The organism is Bdellovibrio sp. HCB2-146, from assembly GCF_047345725.1.
Classification (GTDB): domain Bacteria; phylum Bdellovibrionota; class Bdellovibrionia; order Bdellovibrionales; family Bdellovibrionaceae; genus Bdellovibrio.
In genome coordinates, this window is sequence record NZ_JBLEQP010000002.1 from 1157306 (window position 1) to 1180929 (window position 23624).

Genomic DNA, 23624 nt, shown 5'->3' on the forward strand with positions numbered 1-23624 from the left:
AGGGGCTTTTAATTATTCAAAACACGAATATCCATTATCCAGATATGCATTTTACACCTAGACCTTGATTGGGGCAGACTTACTAGCAAGAGGAATCACTAGTAAGGAGGCTTCTCATGAAACAACTTATTCTTATTGCAACACTCCTGTTCTCAGCGACTGGTTTTGCTGGTGAATTTACTTACGAATGCCAAGGCATTAGCCCTTATGTTGAAGGCGAAAAAGTGATCGTTGTGGTCGATGCAAACAAAGCGACACTTCATTCGTCAGCCGGTCGTCTTTTTCAAGGACCTCAGGACAACTCATACATCCCTCGCTCACGCAAAAATTTCGCGCGTTTTGAAATTGGCGAAACAATGAGCTTGCTCGCGGAACGCGCTTTATTAGAGGGCGGCTATGAACTTAAACACGGCGGATACGGGGGCCGTATCCAAACTGAATCTTCGAACTACGACAAATACGTTCGTAGTGATTATCTCTGCAAACGTCAGTAACTCGACTCCCCTTTTTCCTCGCTTCGCTTTATCCTGAGCTTGCGAGGAAAACATGGCTCATCCCGTTTTTGAATCAATCAATATGCAACAACTCCACATCGCTACTTTTGATGCAGCGATGGAAAAACATCAGCACGAACTTGTGGGCGTTTTCTTTTGGGGACATGATTGTCCTAACTGCGAAGTCGCTAAAAAAATGCTTCATCAAGATTCTGATCTAGTAAAGGCTCTGAACATTCAGTGGTTTCATGTGAACGTGTATGAAGATATGGAACTGGGAACTCGTTTTGGGCTGCACGGAATTCCCGCTTTTTTCTTTTTCAAAGACGGAAAACGTTTAGGCAAAATCTCGCCTTTTCCGGGTATGACTCCGTTCATGTCAGCCCTTCAGGAATTGCGTTTAAAACATCCCTAAAATGCTCATTCCATAGGCAGAAAAAACCTCAATTTCTCTCTTAAAAAAGAAGATCCTCACATTTTTGCCTAGAGTGCATCAAGTTCGAGCAAGGAAATTACAAGTATGAAGTAAACTGCAGTTTAGTTAGAATATAGCCGAATCGTATGATGTAACCACTCGAGAAGGAAACAGTTAACTAGACCATGGGCTTACGTCGTTTTTGGAGAACCCTCTCCGTTTCAAATAAACTTTACCTCGTCATTGGTGGAATGGCTTTCCTTATCGCATTGGAGCTTTTCACATTGGCATTTGCGATGCGTACGATTTCTTCCGTCCGCGCCATCGTCACAGGTGAAAGTCTTTGGTCAAAAGCACAAAAAGATGCCGTGCTCTCTTTGCACAAATATGCGCGTACACGCGATGAGGCTTGGTACCGAGAGTTCAGAGAGAATATGCGCGTCCCTCTGGGCGACAGCGAAGGACGAAAAGCCCTCGAACAAGTTCCCCCTGATCTGGAGGGAACTCGTCGCGGATTCTTGGAAGGAAAAAATCATCCTGACGATATTGGAAAATTGATTTATCTGCTTCGCAACTTCAATCAGATTCCGCAAGTGCGTGCGGCGATGGATCTCTGGAATGAAGGTGATCGTCTAAATGCCATGCTCTTTGAGCGAGCGGAAATTCTGCATAAAGCTATCCAGGCAAATGATCCCAATACCGTCATCAGCCGCGTCTTGATGGAAGTTGACACCATCAACGAGGAACTGACGATTAAAGAGCGGGAGTTCTCGTTTGTCTTAGGTGAAGGATCACGCTGGTTAGAACGTCTGTTAATGGTCGGTCTGTTCTTGGCGGTTTTGATTGTCGAATGCACGGGGCTTTTCCTGACGATCACGATGAGTCGCAACCTCACCCGCGGTCTTCGCGAATTAACTCAGGCCGCCGCACAAATTGAACAAGGAAACTTTAACGTTAAAGTAGCCATCCGCTCTGAAGATGAATTAGGCGAACTCGCACAGTCGATTAACAAAATGGCCGTCAGTCTTAAAATGCACACCGGTGAGCGCGTGCAGGCGGAAAACGCCAGTAAAGTAAAAAGCTTATTCTTGGCAAATATGAGTCACGAAATGCGTACTCCTCTTTCGGCGATCATGGGATTTGCAGAACTCTTAAAAGCACCAAATTTGACCGAAGAAGAACGCCAACAATACACGTCGATCATCTTACGCACGAGTGAGAATCTAACGAAAATTATCAACGACATTTTGGATTTGTCCAAGGTGGAAGCAGGTTATTTAGAAGTTGAAAAGAGCACGTTCTCTTTTACAACACTCTTGCATGAAATTCATATGCTGGTGTTGGCAAAAAAGGGCGACAAGCCCATCGACATTCAATTCCGCCTCAATGGTCGTGTGCCCGATATGATCCACACCGATCCCTTGCGTCTGCGCCAAATCTTACTCAATATTTTGGGCAATGCTGTGAAGTTCACAGAAAAAGGCTCCATCGAAGTTTCCTATGAAATTCGTGATTCCAAACTGATGGTCACGATCAAAGACACAGGTATGGGAATCTCGCCTGAACAACGACGCCAATTGTTTCAACCGTTTTCGCAAGTTGATAACTCCGCCACTCGCCGTTACGAGGGCACAGGATTGGGATTGGTTCTTTCCCGTCAGCTGGCGCGAATTCTGGGTGGTGATGTGGAGCTCACGGACAGCCAAGTCGGTGTCGGCTGTACATTTGTCGTCAGCGTCGCATTGGACAACGTGCAAAATGCTCCAGCTCCGGCGCACCCACCGCTCGCCCAAAAAAGCGCCGATACAGCAACACAACTGCAAGGCATGTCCATTTTGATTATCGATGATGTCGAAGACAATCGTTTGCTGGTTCATCGTCTGCTCACCCGTCGCGGCGCTCGTGTGGACCTTGCCGCCAGTGGTATTGAAGGCATTCGTATGGCGCAAGAAAAGCACTACGATATTATTTTGATGGATATTCAGATGCCGCTCATGGATGGCTATACGGCGACTCGCACCCTACGAGATGCGGGTTACGACAAGCCTATTATCGCGCTGACCGCCCACGCTATGAAAGAAGATCGTGACCGCTGCCTGCAAGCTGGCTGTAACGACTATCTCACCAAGCCAATCCAGGTCGATAAAGTCATCTCCGCCCTGACAAAACACACCCAACCTCATTACAGATAGCCCGACCCAGCCTCGCGTCCATAATGCGAAGCTTCTTACGTGTCAAAGCTGCTAATATGACGTATACCTTCAGAGGTAGTTCGTTAGCATTCAAAAAGGATTCTTCATATGGCAGACACACAATTTGACCTTGTAGTGATTGGTTCAGGACCCGGTGGTTATGTAGGCGCAATTCGCGCAGCACAATTAGGGCTTAAAGTAGCCGTGATTGAGAAAGATAAAACTTTCGGTGGCACATGCTTAAATGTCGGCTGTATTCCTTCTAAAGCCTTGCTGGAAAGCTCTGAACACTATGTAGCAGCTCAACATGATCTGAGCGCACACGGTGTGAAGGTTTCGAAAGTTGATCTTGATCTTCCGACGATGCTCGCTCGTAAAGACAAAGTTGTAAAACAAAACACAGAAGGAATCGTGTTCTTGTTTAAGAAAAACAAAATCACTTCTTACAATGGCTTCGGTAAAATCGTCGCTCAAGGTAAAGTCGAAGTGAAAGGTGCTGACGGTAACACGCAAGTTATCACAACTAAAAACATCATGATCGCAACGGGTTCAGTTCCTGTTGAATTGCCGTTCTTGAAATACGACGAAAAACGCATCGTTTCGAACACGGGTGCATTGATCCTGCCGCAAGTTCCAAAAACAATGGTTGTCGTCGGTGGTGGCGTTATCGGTCTTGAGTTGGGTTCAGTTTGGCAACGCCTGGGAGCGAAAGTCACAGTGATCGAGTACACTCCTCGTTTGGGTGGACCTATGGATCAAGACTGCATGAATGTTTTGAAGAAAAATCTTGAGAAAGAAGGCATGAGCTTCCTTCTTTCAACTAAAGTGACAGGTTCAAAAACTTTGAACGACGGTGTCGAAGTGACTTACGAATCTTTGACTGACGGAAAAGCGAACAGCATCAAAGCTGACGTGGTTCTGGTATCAACAGGTCGTAAACCATTCAGCACAGGTGTTGGTTGCGAAGAAATGGGTATCACAAAAGATGCGCAAGGACGTATCCAAGTCGATAAACACTATCAAACAAATATCCCAGGTATCTATGCAATCGGTGACGTTATTGCCGGCCCAATGCTTGCGCATAAAGCAGAAGAAGAAGGCGTAGCAGTCGCTGAGATCTTGGCGGGTCATGCAGGCCATGTGAACTACGACACAGTTCCAGGTGTGATCTATACGCATCCTGAAATTGCGTCAGTCGGTATCACAGAAGAGCAAGCCAAAGAAAAAGGTTTGGAAATCAACGTCGGTAAATTTCCATTCCTTGCAAACGGTCGTGCCCGTGCAAAAGGCTTCACAGAAGGTTTCGTAAAAATCATCGCGGATAAGAAAACAGACCGCATCTTGGGCGCTCACATGGTAGGACCAAGTGTTTCTGAATTGATCCATGAAGTGATCGTCTGCATGGAATTCGGTGGCAGCAGCGAAGATCTTGCTCGTTCTTTCCACGCGCATCCAACTTTGAGTGAAGTTGTGCGTGAAGCAGCTTTGAACGTAGAAAAACGCGCTCGTCAGATGTAAGATCCTTTGAAAACATGATTTAAAAAGGGAGCTTTTCGGCTCCCTTTTTTTTATTCCCAGTCTCCCCTTTTCATGTTGCGTCCAAAGAGTGCAATTAGGGGGTCCCAATCACTATCGTCAAAACTTTGGGCAATAATTTAAACATCGAAAAAATGTTCAGAAGACTGTTTAAACCTTTGATATCCGACTAAATCATTGTGACTCAAACGTTCAAAAGCAGTGGAGATTTTTGGGCGGCCCTGAAAACATAGACTCATGACAAGGAGTCAGTAAGATGAAACAAAGAGTCGCCACCTTATCTCTTAGTTTGATCGTTTTTGTAGGTTGTTCAAAAAATGAAATGGGAAGTCAGCTCGATGAGAGCTTAATGGGAACGTCCTCCGCACTTTGCGCTGAGGCCGCATCCACTGGAGAACTGACTGTGGTAGGTCAAGCTTCTTCACAAACAGGTAACACAGTTGCCTACTCTGCAGCTCAGAATGGAAACTGTGTTAACGGAAACTCGATCAACTGGAAGGTGGCAGGTGCAAGTGCTTCTCGTACTTCATCTTCAGGTCTGATTTCAGTCTTTAATAAAGCCGGTTCTTATGTTGTGACGGCTCAAAAAGTGGGAGACGCTCAATCAGCTTCCCTGACAACGACAGTTGTTAAAAATGATATCGTAATCACAGGCCCTCAAGCAGGGTTTCAAATGAATCCACTGCAATTTGGTCTTGTGATTCCATCACAAATTTCTGTGGCATCTATTTCTTGGGATTTTGCTGATGGTTCTCCAGCAGTTGAAAATTCCAATTCCGTCGAGCACACATTTTTTAGTGAAGGCGAATATCAAGTCAAAGTTTCCGTCACTGATACTGATGGCCAGGTCACTCAACTCACTCGTCGTGTGACAATTATTAAACCTATTGATGGATTGAATTGCTTAAATGAAATCGCGATCTCTGGCGCACAAGAAGCCAAAGTTGGCGTGGCAACACAAATGTCTGTGTTTTTACCAAGCTGTGCAGTTGACCAAATTGGCGCCGTTCGTTGGGATTTCGGCGACAATGCTTCCGGTTCAAACCAAACTGTCACACATACATATACGGCAGAAGGCACATACCACGTAACGGCAGCATTGTATCTAGGTAACAGCCAGGAAGCCTTGCTCACTCTTGATCATGTGATCACAGTGACAAAAGATCTTGTCGACGAACCTGTTCCAGAAGAACCAGCTAATCCTCATGCATGCCTTGTTGACGGTGACATCCGCACGATTGAAGGCGAACTCTTGTCGGAGGAATTAAGCTGCGGTACTGATGGCCACAGAACAATTACTTATCGCGAAAGCATCAAAGAAAAATGTCAGCTTGTTGGCGAGTCATTGCAATGGGTTGAGCTTTCACGTGACAAAGAGATGACAAATGAAGGTTCTTGCGAAGGTCAGTCATGTACTCTTCCTGATGGATCAAAATTAGCTGATGGCGCAAGCAAAATCCTTTACTCAAACATGACGCCTCCAGGAACATGCTCATCTGTAAGTGAGTCTCGCACTTGTAACAATGGCGAACTTTCTGGCTCACAAAGCCATATTCATAATATCTGCCACAATGGTTGCGGTGACTTCGGTTCTCACGGAACAGTTAAAACAGATGTTGTGACTGGTGAAGTTAAAATTGCCAAAGAATGTTCTTTCCAAGAACAAGGTTTCTTTGACACTTACACTCAGATTTCCGATCAAACTTGTAACGATGGTTCCGTGGTAAACTCGAATACTCGCACTGGCAGCTTGAAAGAGGCGGGTTCGTGCCCAGTTTACACATTCGTTCCAACTGAAAACTTCACAGCTTGTTCAGCAGACTGTGGTGGTAAGCAAACACGTATCTTTATCTGTAAAGATGACAAAGGAAATGTTGTAGATAACGCACGTTGCGGAGTTGAGTCGGCTCCAGTAGAAGAGCGCGTGTGTGATGGAAATCCAGAAGCCGTTCGTCGCTCTGAATCAACAACTGAAGTTGAAGAAGCGAATAGCTCTGCTACTTGCCCAAAAAACCAAATTGGTGTGATTACAAATGTTCGCGATGTGGTCACAACTAAGACTTACGCTTGTATTGACCACTCCGTTCAACTGGAAAGCACAACTGTTGTTCCAGGTGCTTGGGTTGAAACAAAACTCTGCCGTGACTATGTAGCACACCGTTGTTCTCAAGACTCTTTAAGCAACGCCCAAGCACAAGGTCGTTATGACTGGATGGTGAAATGTCAGGATCAGTTGCCAGTTATCAAAAAATTCCTTGCTGAGATGGGTGATGCTTCTGTGAAAATCAGCGGTAAAGAAATCACTTTCGGTGCGAGCAAAGGTCGTGAGTTGTATGCAAGCTTTATGGATCGTGCATTCAACCCAGAAAAACCTTGGATTGCTCCAACTAAAGAATCGGCTCCTTGCGCTATGCCAGCCACTGCTTACGTCGCAACAGTCTGTGTGTCTTCATGTGCGACTCCAGAGCAATTGATTATGGCGGAAGAAGCTTCGAGCAAGAAAATGAAATATGTTTCCTTCATCGATGCCTTGACGCAAAAATCAGCATACGTAGCAACTTTGAGATCAGCTTCGATGAATTCAAAAGCCGTTGCTAAAATCAAAGTCGATCAATGGGTGACAGAGCTTATCGATACAGAACATGAAATCTTGGTTTTCAAAATGAAATCTGGTCGTGAGCTTCGTGTAACTAAAAATCACCCGCTCTTGACTGAAGATGGCATGATGAAAATGGCTTCCGAATTTAAATCCGATGATTCACTGGTTCAATTGGGTGGATCACTAGACCGCATCGTTTCGATCGAAGAGATCAAACACTTCGGTAAGGTTTACAATCTCTTTGTTCAGTCCGATGAAGCTGCGAAAAACATCGTGGTAACAAACGGATACCTCAACGGTACAGCTTACTTCCAAAATGCGGGAGCTAAAGACATGAATAGAAGTCTGTTCCGTTCGCAAATGACTCGTGGAGTGTTTGGTAAATGAGATCACTAAAAGTCAGAGCCATTGGAGCAAGCGTCTTAGGAAGTCTTCTTGTTGGCACAGTCTGGTACTCACTTTCAAGACCAGAGCTTGCTCCCCAAAATGAAATCTCAGAAGTGGGTGTTCAACCACCCGCTTCTGCTTCATCAACTCCGCTCTCAACCGTTATGACATCGGATCAAGTAGTGCCAGCACCTGTGCCAGACCTCGCCGCGACTGCGCTTTCAACAGCGTTTAAAGATTTTTCGCACAAAGAAGATCTCTCTCGGTTTTCGCATTTATCACAAAAAGCTTTGCTCTTACCTACAGACCAGATTGCACGAAAAGAACTTTTGGCAGACGAGGCTTTGATAAAAAGTCTTACGCCTCTTTTAACAACAGCTTCTCAAGACAAGTCTGAACAGCAGTTGCAAAACGCGGCTTTGGATTTGTTGTTCGCAGCCTTGCAAAGCGATTCCCGTGACGTTGCTGTCGGAGTCCTCAAGGACGTGGTCGCCTCGGCGGGCGTCGAAAACGAAACTTTGCCTCAGGCTCAACGCGAGCAACTTGCGGGTGTTAAGGCTGAAGTGCTGATGGCTTTAAGTGCCGATCCTAAATTTCAAGACGATCTGAAGTCTCTTTTTCCAGGTCCTGTGACGGGAAAAATATGGCAAAACGTTCAAGAACGTCAGGACAGCAATTTAGCTGAGTCTGGTCTTTCTAGATAGATCGCACACCTTAGTGATCCACATGGGAATTGTTTCACGACTGGGCCTCAAGGCATTGGTTTAATGACGATCCCTGAGACCTGTGATAGGCTTTGTGCATGTCTATTGAAAACGAAAACGATCTTATCGCACTTCGAAAAATTGGCCGTATCGTCGCCAATTGCCTTCAGTATATGGGTTCAAAGCTAGAACCCGGAATCACGACGCTTGAGCTTGATCAACTAGGACAACAATTCCTTGAAAAGCACGGTGCAAGATCTGCTCCGAAACTTGTCTATAATTTTCCGGGCACAACTTGCATCAGCGTGAATGAAGAAGCGGCTCACGGCATTCCTGGTCCGCGAATTCTGAGCGCTGGTGATTTGGTCAATATCGATGTTTCTGCTGAACTCGATGGTTACTTTGCCGACACAGGTGGATCTTTCATCATTCCTCCTGAATCCACCATCAAAACAAATCTTTGCCTTGCGACCAAACGTGCACTTGAGATGGCACTTCGTTCGGCACGCGCGGGACAGCCGTTAAACTCCATCGGTAAAGCGATTGAAAAAGAAGCGCGTAAGAATGGGCTTACGATCATTGAAAACTTAGGCAGCCACGGCGTGGGACGAGCTTTGCATGAAGAACCTGATTTTATTCCGGGCTATTACGATCCTAAAGACAAACGGATTTTAAGAGAAAACCAAGTCATCACGATTGAGCCTTTCCTTTCAACCGGAGCAACTGAAGTTTTTGATGCAGGTGACGGCTGGACCTTAGCTACGGCAAAACGATTTTTAACCGCTCAATACGAACACACGCTGGTTATTACAAAGGACAAACCTTTGATTATGACATTGCCGGCTTAACTGCGCTCTCCAAATTCCGCGCAATGTGGGCTAAGGTTTAATAAGACTCAGCGACAGAGAGCTTGTAGGACCGCCCAGCCGGGTTTTACTGCAGGCTCCATCGGTGCCTCTTCCGCTAACGGTTCAAACTGATTTAAAAAATCATTTTCGTATTTCGCACAGTCTTTACGTTTAAATTGGCTTTCTGGCGGAATTGCTTCAAGAGCATTCACCATCAAATCCAAATAACCCTCGTCGGCTTGAGTCGCGGTAAACGAATTTTCACGCAGCATTTTAATTTCGTCGAGAGCTCGGTTCAAAGCGCGAAAGCGTTCGGGGTTTCGCTTGGCACTTAGGACGTCGACTTGCAAGCCGAGTGCATACCGCTCGACTTCTAGTCTTACGTTTTGAACTTCGTGAGGTGGAATCGCCGCAATCAAGAAACTCGAAAGGGCGAGTACTATGAGTGTTCGCTTCATAAATACCTCCCACATCTATTTTAAATTTACTGAGATTTTAAAACAATAAGACCCAGGACAACGGCCCCCGAGCGAAAGTCGTAAATCTTGTGATGATGTAACGACGGACAGCTGCTATTTGAAATGAATTGTTATTTGTCGCATTTAGAATGCATATGTGAGAGCAATGATAGCATTGGCACCGCCTAGGAAATAAAACACCGACTGAATGTCTTCATTTTCCTCTTGATGCGCGCTGTACAAGTTAATGGCTGCTACCAAAGCATGTGTTGCCGCTTGAATCCAACGTTTGTGGTCGCGCTCTTGACGTTGGCGCCACAGATAACGTTCCAAAACTTCATTTTTTTGTTTGAGTGTCAAAGAGGAACCTTCGATAGCATGATAGAACGAGTCGTTCTCGTTCCCCGTCCAATAATAAGTCGCCCCTAAGCCAATGGCAGCAATACCAATGTTCGCCGTCACAGCGTACATGGCGCGGCTAAAAGCCTCATCCGCTGAATGATACGCCAAAGTTCCACCGAGAGCCGCGATACCACCGGAAATCATATAACTGAGTCCGCGTTCTTCATCACGTCTTTGTTCTTCTAAGACAAATTCGCGAAACTCTTTCCACTGTGCCGGACCTTTAAATTCAGCACTTTCGCTTTCTCCAGCAAAAGATATTTGGGCAAATAACAAAATGAAGACGATCATGAGTTTCATAGCGTCACCCCAAATTGCACAAAGACACCTTGGTGATCTTCTTCGCGCCAGTAAGACAAACCGCTGGTGAAATGTTTAAAGCCGACAAGAAAGCCGGCTGATTGATCAATATCAGAGGCCGAGAGCACTGCCTGCAAAATTCCCAGCTGATAGGCCACGGCCCCGCGCACAGCTTCGCGAGCATTGCGAGTTTCTGAATTCAGACTAAATTGCAGACCCACCTCAAGAAGACCGAGGGGAACAAGGGGCTTGATGGATGCGCCCACTTGGCCTTCGGGTTTGATTGAATAAGCTTCTGATTTTTTATCCGACCATCCCCATTGCATATAAGCGACAGAGATCTGTGGCTGCCAAGCGAGTTCTTCCCAGGCATATAAAAATCCAGGTTCCAAATAAATAAGATCCTGCGTTTCTGGATCAAAAAAGTCATCATCCTGGTGAGTGAAAGCTTCAGTCAGTGAAAAAAACTTTCCGATGTAACGAACGTGCGAGTAACGCATTTGCAAACCCGCATAGAAATTCTCGCCCACATAACTTGCAAGTTGGAGTTTCGCACTCTGCTCTTGCGCGACGATCATATCGACCATCGGTAAAGCCGGGTTATCAAATCGCGAATATAAAACCACGCGGTACGGCTCAAAAGATGCACCCCACTTCGGAGCTTGATAAGCAAGTTCTACTGAAGCTTCTGCTTGAGAGCTTTCACGGCGAGAAAAAAATGTCGCGACTTCTTCCTCACTGCTCTCTCCGGCCAATATATCTTCAGCCTCTTTGAGATAATCAATGTTGCTACCTAAAAACAGATCTCCATCAAAGCGAGGCTTGCGCTCTTTCGCAACCGCTGCGGGATTACAAGGTAAGGCTCTTTGCACACTGTCCATGGAATAACAGGCACTTCCCAAGGAACGTGATAGAAAACGACTGCTTCCCTCGCGCATAAATGATGGCAACGCAGCTGCGTTGGCCAAAATCGCAAAGAATAAAACAAAAAGAATCAATCCTGCACGAGTGAATAGCATTCATCCTCCGCAGGTTGCGCCCATTTCACAGCAGCCGCTTGAAGATGGCGCGTTTTGATTTTGATCTCACGATAATTTTTAGCTTCTTTCGGAAATGCGACTTCTAAATCTGCTGACAGAACGGAGAGCTGCTCGAGCACTTGCACAGCCCACGTGTGAAAACTTTTAAGCTGTTTTCCGCAAACAGTTTGCGATTGCAAGGCTTGCCAATTTACGTTGGCTTCTTGGCTCACGGATTTAAGAAGCACCACTCGTAAGATCGCCGAATACAACCGCGCACCTGGCTCTGTTTCCTGACCTAAAACTTGCACCGCATTTTGCAAATCACTGCGCGCTGAAATATTCAATGTCGGGATTTTTTCCCAACGCGAAAGAAAGCTTTGAATGTTTTGAAGAAGACTTGCGGTTTTTTGATCAAATGAAAGACCCGTTACCGGCACCGAGAAATCCTGCTTCTTGGGAGCAAGAGCTGTGAACGAGTAAATCTTTTCGATACGAAGGCCGGCACGAAGGGCATAGGCCGAGGCCCACGCCATCTTCACATGAAAGTGCGAATCACGCTCTGCGAGTTCAGCAAAATAGTTGATGGCTTCGGTATTTTTGCCTTCATCCATCATCGCAAAACCCTTGCGGAGAGCGGTTTCGCGCGTCTCAGGATCTTCCTTTGTTTGACACGCAACAAAAGAAAATATGAGGAGAATTGTCCCAAGAAATAGCTGTAATCGCATAAGGGACAGATAGTAATGCTGCGGCGGGTTAATATCGAGATCGGGCGCTATGCGATGTAAATATTATATTGATTGTTACATCCACGCAATATAGCCCCTCCCCTAGAGTTATCTATAGTGGAGGAAATGGATGAAATCCCTTATTTTTGCAATCTTCGGCCTGATCATGGGGTTCACTCAAACATCTCAAGCCGCCGTTTGGACGGCCGTTAACGAATGGTCACCTGCCTGGGAAGATCGCTATGCGGAATGGGTGAAGACCCATTGGCAAGTCGACTTCTTTTCCCGTAAACAGCTCCCTCATGGACAGTCAAATCCGTACTATGGTTTGCGCGTAGACTGTGCCGATACAGTTTATTCGATGCGTATTATTTTTGCTTATGAAAACCGCCTGCCATTCATCGCACAAGATCCCACCGCGAGTGGCAAAACTATTTCCAACATGATGTCTCGTTGGGACAGCAAAAACGAATCACAGCGTATTCGTCTTTTCCTAGGATACATTTACGATGTGATGAGCACGCGTTCTTTACCGAATGATACTTACCCGGTTCCAGTCAGTCGTGATTTTATTCGTTCAGGTTCTTTGATCATGACGACAAAAGTGAATCATCACTCATGGACTCTAAAAGAAATGTTGCCTATTGGTGTCCCGCACTTAGTGTACAACTCTGTCGTGGGTTCTTACTCCGGCCTAGGTTTGCAACAACGCCAATCATGGCCCCATGCTGAATGGGTCTTTGAAGGTGATTTTACACCGGCAGGATTTGCGGGTTTCCGTGGTTGGAGACCAGCAGCGTACATCAATCGTCCGGTGTGGGAAGTTCCAACTTACAGCGAAGAGCAGTACCGCATTCCTCTCAGCAAATGGGAGCGCACTTTGCAAACTCGTTTGGCTCTTCGTCAGGAAACGGACAACCAACGTATCACGCGTTTGATTCAAACTTCATGTGAAGGCTTCCGTTCGCGCATTCCTTCCATTGATGAAGCTTTGCTTTATATCTCAAAAAATCCACGCTGCATGGATTACGCAACTTATGACACATACTCAACGCCGAACCGCGACCAGCGCGTGTTTGATGACTTGATGGCGCTTCGTCGTAATTACCAAGATATCTTGAAAGAAAATGGCGGATCTCAATTGAGCGCAGAAATTCTGGGTCAATTAAATAAAATCTATCCGTACATTCAATCTTCCGCAAAACGCGAAGAAGCACAGATGGCACCACAAGGTGTGACGGCGTATTCGGTTTGTACTCTTGAATATCGTCGTGGCAAGAAAATGGATTTGGCTGAGTTCAAACGCCGCATGTTCAGTGGCCTGATTTCCAACAATCCACATGAGACTGCAGAGTACCGTTGGGGTGAGCTCCGTGGACCTTCGCAGCGTGCAAAATCCTGCCAATCATGGGATTCTTGGGTACCAGATTTAAACTGAATTATAGAGGAATATGGAACCGATAAAATTAAAAACTTGGATCATTTGGGCTGCGACTCTTTTTATCCTGGGCGTTTTTGCGGACTATTACTTCCTCCATTTTTTGTTTCATGAAAAAAAATCCGAAGCCACGACTCCTCAAATTGAGGGCGTGATGGATCCAACTCAAAAACCAAATGAGGTTCCTGTCGTGGCAAACGGCAGAGCCTCTGAGGAAAATGCACAAAACATTCCCGATACATTTTTAGAGAGTTTGAAAAAATGTGCGCCAGAAATTGCAGCACAGGCTGTCGGAACTCCGGAGGCATTGCTTCTGTATTTGCGCCAAAGTATCGGTGTTGCAAAAGAAGAAGTGCATCTTGAGAACTTCCACATCACACTTCCTGACGGCAGCGAACGTCGTTTGCAAGTTTTGGTTTCTGATAACACCAACACACCCAACAAAAAAGAATTGCGTTTTTTCAAGCTTGATAAAGAAGGTTATCCCGAGCGACTCACGATTAAAGATTCAGACACTCAAGAGTCCTTGTTGAGTCTTGGAAAACTGACACAACACGAGTCAAAAAGAACAATTCAGTTGAAAGACAAATCCACAGTAGCTGTAGAAGAACACAATAACCAAGTCTTTGAATTCCAATTCAACAATCATGGTCGTGTTCTATCTTGCAGACTCAAAGTGTGTCAGTGCCCTTAGGTTCTTCACCTAGGTCCAGGGTAGTATTAACTTCCGGTTAGACTGTTTTAATTTACACAGCCTCTGTTAAGATTTCTTGTAGAGGCACTTTGATGAAACGAATTCCTTCATTCTTTCACAGTCGAAGCTTGTGGATCTACTACCTGCTGTTCTTTACTGGTAGCGTTGTTCTTATTTATCAGGCTCAAAATTGGAATTTCCTCGGCGACTCAGTCAATTTTCTTTGTCTGCTATCTATCATCACCGGTTTGAGTATTTTTCGTTGGTATCAAATTATCGAAAACAGCCTTCTCATCACGGCTGGATACATCCTGCCACTGCTGATTCGTAATTGCATTAAACTCAGCTACGTCGAAGCCCCTTCCATTACAGAACTTATGAAACTTGGACTTATCTCCGGGACGACCACTCTCGGTATTGCTGCTGGCTGTGCCGCTCTGGGATATATCATCATCTCAGGGGTTCGCTTGATTCAGCGTCTCCGCCGCCCTTCCACAACTCAAAATTTTGTCGAAGATTAGTCCCGCAAATATTCAAGATCTCGCTCTGAAACGCCGATAAGAAGGGTATGAAAATCTCTTTCTTTTGCCTGCCATTTTTAGCACTTTTGAGCCTTCCTTTTTCTCTGCATGCAGAAGAACCTGGGAACGATCCGTATGCTGCTGTCGAGCACATCACACTTGAAAATGGTTTGAAGGTTTTCCTGGCGCCGAGCTCGGAAGCAACGCTGACCTCCATTCGCCTGAATGTTGCTGTCGGTACGGATGCAGAAGAAGGACCTACGATTGGTGTGTCGCATTTGTTGGAGCATGTGCTTTTCCGCGACAAAGAACTCCGCGATGAAATGAGCTACTTACAACTCATTCGTGAAGCTGGCGGCAGCGCCAATGGCAGTACTGGCGATCGTGTGACGTCTTATTTTGCCTCAATCCCTGCAAAAAAAAGCCTCTGGCTTTTGCAAAACATGGGGAAGATGTTGTTAGAACCTGCTATTGGCGATAACTACGTGAACAAAGAAAAAGGCACCATTGAACTTGAGCGCGGTCGTCCCAGCCCTATCGTTCAAGCCCTGCGCTTTAATCCGATGGATTTCTTGTATCCCAGCTACTTAAAAAAAGTCGGCTTTTGGGAAAGCGAATTTGGATTACCACGTGCAAATCCTTACACGTTGACAGAGGAACAACTCTCCACACAAAACCTCACCACGGCTCAAGTGCAACAGCACTACACGGATTATTATTATCCTTCTAACATGACCTTGTTCGTCGCAGGAAAATTCAATCGTGAAGAAGTGCTTAAAGAAATCAACGCAAAATGGGGCTCGCTCAAAAAACGTGAAGGTAAAGTTCTTCCTCCTGATAGCGAAGCTTCCCCGCGCTTGGCTTCCTATCGCCGCTACGAAATCTCAACAACACCGACAGTTACGTTAGGAACGAAACTCTGGAAAGCCAGTCTTGAAGATGAAAAAATCGTGACTTCATACATGGAGTTCTTAGCCCATCGCTTGATGAAAGAAATCCGTAATATCAAGGGACAAACCTACACGGCTCACGAAGATTCTTACATCTATAAAGGCTATGGTTATGCAACCATTCAATTTGAAACTTCGAAGGAAAGCTTCTCTGAGAATTTGGAAATTGCACGCCACTTCCTAAACAGCGAAGCCCGCACCGGAGGACTGACTCCGGAACAAGTGAAGGAAGCCATTGATCTACATCTGTCTCGCTATCACCTGATGGGTAAAGAAGCGGACACGATGATGGCCCTTGCCGGGCAATATAGCTCCATCATTGATCAATACGGAAAATTTGAATCGCCTTACGCAGTTTTAGAAAATGTGACTCCCGAAGCTTACAATGCAAGTTTAAAGAAGCATTTTGCCGCCAACCAAAGCTATGAATTCATCCAGCAACCGCCGGTGTTTTTTCACTACGATACAGTCCTTATGTATTTCTTCTCCGTGATTTTCTGTTTCATGGGGTTTAGACGACTGCTCACGCAAAAATTTGAGCATGATCAAGTTCGCTGGATTCGCAAACTCGAATATCCTCCGGTAAAGCTTTTAGAAGGCTTGGTGCTCTTTGCGTGTTGGTATGCTTATCTGCACGTCCAATACGGAGTTGATACTCTGTTTATGAAAATGAACCTGCTGCAGTCCCATGTGCTACTCAGTCAATACTTTTACTCTGTGATATCAGTGGTCTGTGTCCTGGCGATTGCTCAAGGATTTTACTCGTTCTTTCCGCGAAAATTGATGGTTCACGAGAAAGACCTCTTGGTGAAAAGTGTCACTTATTTTTCATTCCGAATTCCGCTGAATCAAATTGCTTCAGTTACCACACCACGGACTATGGGATTTCCATTTCCACTACGAAGATGGATAGGCGCCGTGAAGTATCGTTATTACTTCTACACGCCGCTGTTCTGGAAAAAAGGACTCTTAGTCACACTTAAAAATGGCAAAGGTTACTACTTCAGCGTGAAAGATGCCGACAAAACGAAAGCCGAACTTCTTAAATTTGTTGAGCAGTCTCTTACCGAAAACACCGAAGCCAAAGAAGAAGTGCAAAAGACGGCAGCTTAATCACCCGTGGTCGCCGTCTTTCTTTGTGAGTCTTCAAAACGTGTTTGTTCTGCCATTACCAATTGCGACAGTTCTGATTTAATCGCATTGAACTCTGGCGCTGTTGGATTGCGCGGATGTGGGATATTGACCCTCACTTCTTTTTTGACTGTTCCTGGTCGATAGGTCATCACGACAATTCGATCCGCCAGATAAATGGATTCTTCGATTGAGTGTGTGACAAAGACGATCGTCTTTTTGAGTTCACTCCAGATTCTTAAAACTTCATCCTGTAAACTTCGTCGTGTCAAAGCGTCCAATGCGCCAAAAGGTTCATCCATAAGCATGATTTGGGAATCCAAAGCCAAAACACGTGCAATTGCCACCCGTTGCCTCATACCGCCGGAAAGATCTTTCGGAAAGCGATCTTTAAACTCTTGCAGTTTGAGCATCACTAAGAGTTCCTCGAGTTTCTTTTTAATTTGGTCTTCCGGTGCTTTTTTAATTCGCAAGCCGAACGTGATATTATCAGCGACCGTCATCCATGGAAAAAGCGCGTACTCTTGAAAGACCATGCCACGATCAGGTCCCGGCTCGGTGATCACTTTACCATTTACACGGATTTCTCCTTGGGTGGGCAGAGAAAATCCCGCAATTCCATTAAGGAGTGTGCTTTTTCCACAACCTGAAGGTCCTAATAAACAGACGAACTCCCCCTCTGAGATATTAAAATCAATGTCACGAAGAGCGACAACATCGCGGTCTCCCCCATGAAAGACCTTATGGACGTGATCAATTTCAATTTGCGCAGCTCCTCTGGTCATTCCAGCCCCCGATGCCAACGCAAAAGATAATTGTTCAGGCGACTGACACCGGTGTCGATCGCAAGTCCTAGCAAACCAATACTCAACATCCCTGCAATAATTTTGTCGGACCAAAAATATTCACGTGCTTCTAAGATGCGATAACCAAGACCATTGTTCACCGCAATCATCTCCGCCACGATCATACAGATAAACCCCGTGCCAATACCGATGCGAATACCACTTAAGATATAGGGCATGGCTGCTGGCAACATGATTTTAAGAAACATCACCACAGGCCCTGCTCCCATATTGCGTGCGGCGCGAATATAAATACTATCAACAGCTCGTACTCCCACGATGGTATTCATAAGCACCGGAAAAAAAACGCCCAAACTGATCAGGAAGACGGCGGGTGGATCACCTAAGCCAAACCACAAAATAGCAAGAGGAATAAATGCAATCGGTGGTATAGGTCGGACAACTTGCACCAGTGGATTTAGATAATCATAAATATGCGTGCTTGCGCCCATCATTAATCCCAAAGGAAGCGCAAGCCCTGCACCCACAAAAAATCCCACGGCCACACGATAAAGACTGGCCAAGAGATCGTGAATGAGTTCTCCAGAGAAAAACCACTTCCAATAACTTGTTGTTGCTGGATCATAGGCTTCAAGAGGCAATAAGTAATGATACCATCTCACCACCACGGACGAAGGCGACGGCAAAACTTGTGGATTGACGAGGCCTAATCTGACGACCGCCTCCCAAACCACAAGAACCAAGATGGGCACCCAAATTCCTTTCAGGTTGAATTTCCACTTCCTCACTTAACTCCCAAATCTTTTTTCGCTTGAGCTAAGAGATCAAGCTTTACCCAATCCTTGGCCTTTGGTGGATTTTTCATGCGCCCCACTCCATATTTTTGCATAAAGTCTGTGGTGATCTGAATATGATCTTCCGAGAGATCATAAGAATAAGGTGAATTTCCTATGGCGTCTTTAAAATCTTGGCTGGTGATTTGACCTTTGAACATTTTTTCACGAACAAACTTTTCCGCGAGATCTGGTTTCTCGATAAATGTCTTTGTCGACTCAACAAAACATTTCATAAATCTTTCGGCGACAGACTTCTTATCTTTGTACATTTTTTCTGTCATCACTAGAGTTCGAATCGGTTCTCCCATCGGAGTGTCATACGGTTTGAGAAGTTCTTTACCGAATCCTTTGTTGATGGCTTGTGAAGCCTGCGGTTCACTTTGCGCCATGGCATCGATGTTCTTCGCTTGCAGGGCTTGGTTTAAATCGGCGAATGCCATATAGACGATGCGCACATCTTTGCCTGGTTGATCGGACCAAGTCAGGTTGACCTTCGCAAGTTCCGCTAAGAGCAAAAGCTCCTGCGCCCCACCGCGTGCGACACCCACTTTTTTACCTTTGAAGTCAGCGACAGATTTAAACTCTTGATCGGGACGAACCACAATTCGTGCGCCCCCCTTGGCAAAGCCGGCAACGGCAAAGATCGGGACGCCCCCTGCTCGCCCAGCAATCGCGGCATCAGCGGCACTTGCGGCCACGTCAATTTCTCCCGCAATAATTGCCGGCATAATATCAATACCTTTAGGGAAGACCCGCTCTTGAACTTTAAGACCGTATTTGCCACATATTTCAGTCATGTAGCTGATGGCGCCGTAGTGGGCGAACTTCAGGTTCCCGACCCGCACGAGGTCTTGGGCCTGAGCATCGAAGTTATAAATAGATAAAATCAGAAGTACAAAAAAACTGAGAAGAAGCTTGCCTTTACGTGATGCGGTTGCCTGCATAAAATGCCCCCTTCCAATTGCAGCCTTATCTCACTCCTAGAGGGAGGTCCATGCAAGGGGACTTCAGAAACTCTGACAAATGTCAGAATTCTTTTTGCCATTTAACTATTGAAAAAGCATCTCACAGGTCATGCTTGGAAGCGAAGGAACGCGCTCAGAAGGGCTGAAACGATCCCGAACTTCTTGAAATCCAAGCTTCAGGATATCCATATGGCTCATCTTCTCTTCAACCACCATGCGCTGATAAACTAGCAGTGGGTTCTGCGCAGCAAGATCTCTGACAATCGACATCGGCGTCAGCGTGCTACCACTTTCCTGCAAAAGGCGACTGATGATAACAAGGCCCCGATTCAAGTTCACAAATTCATACGGAAGTCTGAGACCTTGATCTAAGGCCCATGCAGTCCACCCATCCATTGGAAGGTTGGTTTCGCGAGTCATGCCATTCACTTTGTTTTCCAACATTTGATAAAACTGCTGTTCCGTCAGAACATTTTTTTCTTTATCACTGATCGTCCACAAAGAACGAGCGATCAAATCGGCCTTCAATAGTTTCACACCTGCACCCAAAGTCATCATCACACCTTGCATATCTGCATCAATGCGACCGCCCATTCCGAAATCAAGAATGTTCAAACGAATGCGTGGATCTGTGATCTGCACCATGAAATTTCCCATATGCAAATCAGCGTGGAAAAAACCTTGGCCAAAAAGAACTTCCGACAACCACAAGCGAGCGAGGTCCTCAGCGATAGACTGCTTAATTCCCGGTGCCATTTTTCCATAAGCACGAACAGCCTTATCAATTTTTTGACCGAAGACCATTTCTTGAACCATAAATTCAGAGTGACTTCCTTGCGGTGGAAAAATAGAAGGCACATGAAACTCTAATAAGTTTTTATAATCAGTCAAACGAACGAAAGAAGACCTGCTGTACCGGCCCTTAGCAAAATTTTGACGGTTGATGGTGTCTTGCTGACTGAGTTCTGCCTCCACTGTCGCCGTCACATCTTCCACAAGAGGACTTAATTTCGGAACGCCGGTGCGACGGAAATCCTCATTCGCATCTAAAACCGCTGCAAGCTCACGCAAAATGCGACCGTCTTCAGCTACACGCAAAGCCATGCCTGGTTTGATAAAGCGAACAACGACGTCTTCAACAACTCCATCAACTTGCATCTTCGCGCGATGAACTTGCGCCATAGTTCCCACACCCAATGGTTTGCGTTCAAAGCTGATGAAATGATAATTTTTTGTTTCGGCTTGCAAAAGTTTTTCAACTTGAACCCAAGGCACTTCTTTGACCGAGCTTTCAAGCTTTTGGAACACTTCCAAAACATCTTTTGGCAAATCACCCTGACGAGCTACCAATTGCAAAAGCTTTTGCAATTGCGGACCGCTGTTTTGAATCAAGATCTCAAGCTTCTCCATATCTCCCATTCGCAAGTTACGACCGAGATAAGAAGACACGATCAGCTTCTTTGAATCCGATGAAAGTCGTGAGAAGTATTCCGAGAACAGCGTCTGAAGCAAAATCTTCATCTTCACATCTTGGGTGGCAGCGATTTTGGAGTTTGCGATCTCACCCCCCAGATTATCCAGTTTCAAAAGCTGTTTTCCGAAGGCTGCATCCGATTCCGAGATCAGCCATTCTTTTGCCATTTGCGGAACCGTTGCTGTCGTTAGTAATAACGCTCCCGAAACAAAGCGACGAACTGATTCCACTGTGTCAGCGGAAGCCGAACTGACCGCCCCGTTTTTAAGCTGCAAGATCTGCCAGTGAATATAATTATCAATTTTCTTTTGCACACGAGCCGTCGGAGCTTCATAGACCGTGAACGGACGAACTGATTTTTTCTCAATGATTTCTAAATCCAGCGCAAGGCTATGGGTGTTCGGCCATTCGCCTCGGAAGTGTGTAAGAAACTCGTTAAAGTTCCGCACACGGCGGGTTTCGATTTTCTGAGAAAATTTCTTTACGAAATAGTTTTGAATTTTATTAAAGTATTGCAGTTGCACGTCTTGGGGCTGCCCTTGCGCCACCAATGCATAAGACAAAGCCAATCTCTGATCGTACGACAAGTAGAGTTCCTGTTTATCGGAAGCATGCGCAATCGTGCTTATGAGAAAAAGCAGCATTATGGAAAGGGGCACTAGCCAAGATCTTCGTAACACAAAACGTCCTTCGGGTTTATTACCAGAACGCCTTGATGCATGATTAGGACCAGCGCGAGCTGGAAATAAAAAGGGCGTTGCTGGTTAAGAACCCAACAACGCCCTGCAAATTGTCACTCTCAATTCGTGAATTTAACGAGAATTCACAATAGGTTAACTACAACCAACAGCTCTTCACACCACGCTCTTCCGCGACTTCTTTAGCAAGCTCATAGCCCGCATCCAAGTGACGGAATACACCCATAGCCGGGTCCGCTGTCAAAACTCTCTCAAGACGACGTGCGGCCTTCTCAGTTCCATCAGCTACGATCACTTGACCCGCATGTTGGCTGTAACCCATACCGACACCACCACCGTGATGCAAGCTCACCCAAGTCGCGCCACATGCAGTGTTGACCAAAGCATTCAAGAGAGCCCAGTCACTCACTGCATCCGAGCCATCTTTCATCGCTTCAGTTTCGCGATTTGGAGAAGCCACAGAACCACAATCCAAATGGTCACGACCGATAACGATTGGAGCTTTCACTTTTCCTTCCGCGACAAGCTGATTAAACATCAAGCCTGCTTTTGCGCGCTCTCCGTATTCCAACCAGCAGATACGTGCTGGTAAACCTTGGAAGGCGATACGCTCTTCAGCCATATCCAACCAACGAAGAAGGTCTTTTTTGTGAGGGAAAAGCTTTCTCATTGCATCGTCTGTGACTTTGATATCGTTAGGATCGCCTGACAACGCCACCCAACGGAACGGGCCTGAGCCTTTACAGAAAAGCGGACGGATAAACGCTGGAACGAATCCAGGATAATCAAAAGCATTTGTCACACCTGCTTCAAGAGCACGTGCACGCAAGTTGTTACCGTAATCGAAAGTGACGGCACCTTTGTCCTTCATCGCAAGCATGCCACGAACGTGTTTTGCCATCGAAGCATATGCGGCTTCAAGGTACGCCTTTTGATCTTTTTCACGGAAAGTTTTCGCCGTCTCAACAGTGTAACCTTCAGGGATGTAACCAACGAGTGGATCGTGAGCTGATGTTTGGTCGGTCAACAAATCTGGAATAAAGTTTTTCTCAAGCAACTGGTGAATCACTGTCGCCATATTGCCAAGCAAAGCGATGGATTTTGCCTCGCCTGCAGCTGTGTATTTGCGAATACGAGCGATCGCATCGTCGATATTATCAGCCACTTCATCAACGTATTTTGTTTCAAGGCGTTTTTGAATACGAGTTGGATCAATTTCAACAGCCAAGACACAAGCACCAGCGAAGACACCTGCGAGAGGTTGCGCGCCACCCATACCGCCAAGGCCTGCAGTCAAAATCACGCGACCTTTGAGATTGTTGTTGAAGTATTGGCGACCGGCTTCCACGAAGCTCTCGTAAGTTCCTTGGATGATGCCTTGAGTTCCGATGTAAATCCAAGAACCCGCTGTCATCTGACCGTACATCATCAAACCTTTTTTATCGAGTTCGTTGAAGTGCTCCCAGGTTGCCCATTTCGGAACAAGGTTTGAATTCGCAAGTAAAACTCTTGGTGCATCTTCATGAGTTTTCAAAACGCCGATCGGCTTTCCTGATTGAACAAGAAGAGTTTCGTCGTTCTCAAGAGTCGTCAGAGCTTCCAAAATTTTATCGAAGCTTTCCCAATTACGAGCGGCTTTTCCAATACCGCCATACACAACCAAATCTTCTGGGCGCTCGGCCACAACAGGATCCAAGTTGTTTTGGATCATTCGGTAAGCTGCTTCTTGCAACCAACCTTTACAGTGAAGTTTATTTCCTGTGGGCGCTCTCACCACTCGAGACATGTATTCCTCCGGCTTTAAAATAGACCCTAAATTCCTATCAAAGCCTCCGAGTCCGAGCAAATCATCACTTCGCGTTAACGGGGTTTACAAGGCTAAAATACGCCCTTTTCCGTCACTTTCGGGTCGGAATGGGCCGTTGGGGTTAAGTTATCAAGATCTTTGGCGATTGTTCCTTTCACCCACCAGTCCTTTGACAAAATCAGGGGCTAAAAACCCTGGCATCGTTTTGCATATAAAGCCGAC

Annotated in this window: 20 protein-coding genes; 11 read left to right on the forward strand and 9 right to left on the reverse strand. The window is 45.8% G+C overall.

Annotation, left to right across the window (positions count from 1 at the left end; all coding sequences use genetic code 11):
* Window positions 1–116: 116 nt before the first annotated feature.
* From ACLWOR_RS16450 to map, 7 genes are all read left to right on the forward strand, one after another.
* Entirely contained in the window at window positions 117–494 is a 378-nt protein-coding gene (locus ACLWOR_RS16450) for a hypothetical protein (RefSeq protein ID WP_413941889.1), read from the forward strand.
* Window positions 495–546: 52 nt separating this feature from the next.
* Window positions 547–909: a thioredoxin family protein gene (locus ACLWOR_RS16455; protein WP_413941890.1), complete on the forward strand. Its 363-nt coding sequence runs from the start codon at window positions 547–549 to the stop codon at window positions 907–909.
* Between the two features lie 185 nt (window positions 910–1094).
* Window positions 1095–3101, forward strand: coding sequence for a response regulator (locus tag ACLWOR_RS16460; protein ID WP_413941891.1), 2007 nt, complete (start codon window positions 1095–1097; stop codon window positions 3099–3101).
* A gap of 108 nt (window positions 3102–3209) precedes the next feature.
* Window positions 3210–4619, forward strand: coding sequence for a dihydrolipoyl dehydrogenase (gene lpdA, locus ACLWOR_RS16465; protein ID WP_413941892.1), 1410 nt, complete (start codon window positions 3210–3212; stop codon window positions 4617–4619).
* A gap of 274 nt (window positions 4620–4893) precedes the next feature.
* On the forward strand, window positions 4894–7623 hold the full coding sequence (locus tag ACLWOR_RS16470; protein ID WP_413941894.1) for a PKD domain-containing protein: 2730 nt from the start codon (window positions 4894–4896) through the stop codon (window positions 7621–7623).
* Complete coding sequence (locus ACLWOR_RS16475; protein ID WP_413941895.1) at window positions 7620–8327, forward strand: hypothetical protein; 708 nt, start codon at window positions 7620–7622, stop codon at window positions 8325–8327. The genes ACLWOR_RS16470 and ACLWOR_RS16475 overlap by 4 nt, the downstream gene beginning before the upstream one ends.
* A 98-nt stretch (window positions 8328–8425) precedes the next feature.
* Window positions 8426–9175: a type I methionyl aminopeptidase gene (gene map / locus ACLWOR_RS16480; RefSeq protein ID WP_413941896.1), complete on the forward strand. Its 750-nt coding sequence runs from the start codon at window positions 8426–8428 to the stop codon at window positions 9173–9175.
* A gap of 47 nt (window positions 9176–9222) precedes the next feature.
* On the opposite strand, the gene ACLWOR_RS16485 is transcribed toward map, so the two are convergent.
* The 4 genes from ACLWOR_RS16485 to ACLWOR_RS16500 all read right to left on the reverse strand — a co-directional run bounded on the left by ACLWOR_RS16485 (window position 9223) and on the right by ACLWOR_RS16500 (window position 12082).
* Window positions 9223–9633 carry a hypothetical protein gene (locus tag ACLWOR_RS16485; RefSeq protein ID WP_413941897.1) on the reverse strand — a complete coding sequence of 137 codons (411 nt, stop codon included), beginning with the start codon at window positions 9631–9633 and terminating at the stop codon, window positions 9223–9225.
* 144 nt (window positions 9634–9777) lie between these two features.
* Window positions 9778–10335 (reverse strand): hypothetical protein, encoded by a 558-nt coding sequence (locus ACLWOR_RS16490; protein WP_413941898.1) that lies wholly within the window; start codon window positions 10333–10335, stop codon window positions 9778–9780.
* Complete coding sequence (locus ACLWOR_RS16495) at window positions 10332–11354, reverse strand: hypothetical protein (RefSeq protein ID WP_413941899.1); 1023 nt, start codon at window positions 11352–11354, stop codon at window positions 10332–10334. Before ACLWOR_RS16495 ends, ACLWOR_RS16490 begins: the two co-directional genes overlap by 4 nt.
* Complete coding sequence (locus ACLWOR_RS16500; RefSeq protein ID WP_413941900.1) at window positions 11330–12082, reverse strand: hypothetical protein; 753 nt, start codon at window positions 12080–12082, stop codon at window positions 11330–11332. The genes ACLWOR_RS16495 and ACLWOR_RS16500 overlap by 25 nt, the downstream gene beginning before the upstream one ends.
* Window positions 12083–12212: 130 nt before the next feature.
* On the opposite strand from ACLWOR_RS16500, the gene ACLWOR_RS16505 reads away from it, so the two are divergent.
* The 4 genes from ACLWOR_RS16505 (at window position 12213) to ACLWOR_RS16520 (ending at window position 16798) form a co-directional block, all read left to right on the forward strand.
* A complete protein-coding gene (locus ACLWOR_RS16505; protein WP_413941901.1) occupies window positions 12213–13520 on the forward strand; it encodes a hypothetical protein in 1308 nt (435 codons plus the stop codon).
* 13 nt (window positions 13521–13533) lie between these two features.
* Window positions 13534–14214, forward strand: coding sequence for a hypothetical protein (locus tag ACLWOR_RS16510; protein WP_413941902.1), 681 nt, complete (start codon window positions 13534–13536; stop codon window positions 14212–14214).
* 92 nt (window positions 14215–14306) lie between these two features.
* On the forward strand, window positions 14307–14735 hold the full coding sequence (locus ACLWOR_RS16515; RefSeq protein WP_413941903.1) for a hypothetical protein: 429 nt from the start codon (window positions 14307–14309) through the stop codon (window positions 14733–14735).
* A gap of 47 nt (window positions 14736–14782) precedes the next feature.
* Window positions 14783–16798, forward strand: a complete 2016-nt coding sequence (locus tag ACLWOR_RS16520; RefSeq protein ID WP_413941904.1) for a M16 family metallopeptidase — start codon at window positions 14783–14785, stop codon at window positions 16796–16798.
* On the opposite strand, the gene ACLWOR_RS16525 is transcribed toward ACLWOR_RS16520, so the two are convergent.
* The 5 genes from ACLWOR_RS16525 to hutU form a co-directional block, all read right to left on the reverse strand.
* Window positions 16795–17601, reverse strand: a complete 807-nt coding sequence (locus ACLWOR_RS16525; RefSeq protein WP_413941905.1) for an ABC transporter ATP-binding protein — start codon at window positions 17599–17601, stop codon at window positions 16795–16797. The two genes, ACLWOR_RS16520 and ACLWOR_RS16525, sit on opposite strands and share 4 nt — an antisense overlap.
* Window positions 17598–18410: an ABC transporter permease gene (locus tag ACLWOR_RS16530; RefSeq protein ID WP_413941906.1), complete on the reverse strand. Its 813-nt coding sequence runs from the start codon at window positions 18408–18410 to the stop codon at window positions 17598–17600. The genes ACLWOR_RS16525 and ACLWOR_RS16530 overlap by 4 nt, the downstream gene beginning before the upstream one ends.
* On the reverse strand, window positions 18407–19402 hold the full coding sequence (locus tag ACLWOR_RS16535; protein WP_413941907.1) for an ABC transporter substrate-binding protein: 996 nt from the start codon (window positions 19400–19402) through the stop codon (window positions 18407–18409). Before ACLWOR_RS16535 ends, ACLWOR_RS16530 begins: the two co-directional genes overlap by 4 nt.
* Before the next feature lie 105 nt (window positions 19403–19507).
* Window positions 19508–21484, reverse strand: coding sequence for an AarF/UbiB family protein (locus ACLWOR_RS16540; RefSeq protein WP_413941908.1), 1977 nt, complete (start codon window positions 21482–21484; stop codon window positions 19508–19510).
* A 250-nt stretch (window positions 21485–21734) separates the two neighbouring features.
* On the reverse strand, window positions 21735–23381 hold the full coding sequence (gene hutU / locus ACLWOR_RS16545) for a urocanate hydratase (RefSeq protein ID WP_413941909.1): 1647 nt from the start codon (window positions 23379–23381) through the stop codon (window positions 21735–21737).
* Between the last annotated feature and the right edge of the window lie 243 nt (window positions 23382–23624).